Source organism: Gelidibacter sp. (assembly GCF_035577925.1).
Taxonomy (GTDB): Bacteria; Bacteroidota; Bacteroidia; order Flavobacteriales; family Flavobacteriaceae; genus Gelidibacter.
Genome location: NZ_DATJCY010000295.1, coordinates 1 through 2003, shown reverse-complemented (window position 1 = coordinate 2003; position 2003 = coordinate 1). Strand labels below are relative to the sequence as shown.

1 protein-coding gene is annotated in these 2003 nt (G+C 36.8%); it reads left to right on the top strand.

Features of this window, described 5'->3' with window-relative positions:
- Positions 1 to 195: 195 nt before the first annotated feature.
- On the top strand, positions 196 to 2003 hold a 1808-nt coding region (locus VNJ50_RS11590; RefSeq protein WP_325582037.1), incomplete at its 3' end, for an ABC transporter permease.

Genomic DNA, 2003 nt, shown 5'->3' with positions numbered 1-2003 from the left:
GGCGTGGTGGGGTATGAACAAATGGCTGGAAGATTTTGCCTACCGTATCGAAATTAAATGGTGGATGTTTCTGCTTACAGGAATTGCAACCATTGTCATAGCACTTTTAACGGTAAGCTATCGTGCGATAAAAGCTGCGATTGCAAATCCGGTGGATAGTTTAAAGGATGAATAAAGAATTAAAAAGGTAGAATTATGTTTAGAAATTATTTTAAAACCGCATGGCGTACCATGACCAAAAACAAGATGTATTCCTTCATCAATATTTTGGGTTTAACTATTGGTTTATCTGCCTGTATGATTGTAGCAACGGTTGTTTTAGACGATTTGTCTTACGATAAGCAATGGAGTAAAAGCAACGATTTATACCGCATCATTTCTGTGAATAAAATGGGTGATGGTCTGTACGATCGTTTTGCATCTTCTTTTACGGGGGTGGGAAATGTACTGAAAAATGATTTTCCCGAAGTGCAAACCGTGGCAGAACTGTCTATCCGTAGTGATCAACAATTTAGGATTACCCAACAGGACGAAATGGGTATTAAAGCAGTCGCACTTTATGCAGATACGACTGCTTTGCAAATGCTCGATTTTAAGATAATTGATGGCTCTCCCAATCATTATGTGGATGGAATTTCCAATATGATGATTACCAAAAGTTTTGCTAAAAAATATTTTCCCAATAAAAATCCCGTAGGAGAAAAAATATATAGCATTCCTATTTATAACGATAAAGCTATCGAGTATTTAATCACGGCACTCATTGAGGATATGCCTTCCAACTCCGTATTGCGGTCAGAAATGATTGTGTTGAACAAACCTCGTAATGAAGAAGTTAATAAAAAACAATGGGGCACGTTTTCTCAGAATTATATCTTGATGAAACCGGGAACGGATATGGAGCAATTCACCACAAAAGTAAATGATTGGTATGCTAATTTTGTTGAAGTCAAGGATCCATATCAGTTTGAATTTCAGCCCATAAAAGATATTTATCTGCATTCTGAATTTGCTGGAACTCTTGATGTAAAAGGCGATTATAAAAACATATTTATTTTGATGGGTGTCGCCATTTTTTTACTGCTGATAGCTTGTGTTAACTTTATCAATCTTACTACGGCACGTGCCATTTACCGTATGAAGGAAACAGGAGTAAGGAAAATACTGGGTGCAGGTAAAAGCCAGTTGACCATGCAGTTTTTGGTTGAAACGGCTCTTTTCTTTGGAATTTCGGCAATTTTTTCAATAGTAATCTATCAAGCAGTTATTCCTGGTGTGGAAAACTATTTGGAACATGCATTGACCATCAGATTATTTTCATCTTATGTGCTTGCAGGAAAAACTTTGGTCTGTATCCTTATTCTCAGTCTTATAATTGGGTTGTATCCAGCACTTTTATTGGCCGATTTTAAACCAGTTATGGCGATCAAAGGAAATATGTTTTCCGGTGGTTCATCTGGCCAAAATACCATCAGAAAAGGTTTGGTGGTTTTTCAATTTGCTATTTCAACAATTGTATTGGTCGCTCTTATTGTTGTACAGCAACAGGTTTCTTTTTTAAATAATACAGATTTAGGATTTAATAAAAACCATTTGCTTTATACGCAATGGATCAACTTAAACGGAAAAGGAGAGGCACTGAAAAATGAAATGCTTCGTCAACCTGGCGTAGAAAGCGTGAGTCTTACCGGATGGACACCAGGTAGCAAAGGTTATATGACCCGTGATGTAGAACTTCCTGGAAATCCTGATAAAAAAATAAAAGTCTGGTATATTATGGGTGATATAGACATGGGAAAAACCTTGGGTTTGCGATTAAAAGAAGGACGTTTTTTTAGTACGGCTTACGGTTTTGATGCGATGAATGACGATGAACTTCAACGTATGGATTCCACAGAATATGCGCGAACTGCTATTTTGCAATCGTCTTTAATAACAGCATATACGGCAAAAGTGCTGAACCTTGAAAATATTGACCAACCTTCTCGGAGTATAAAAAACAC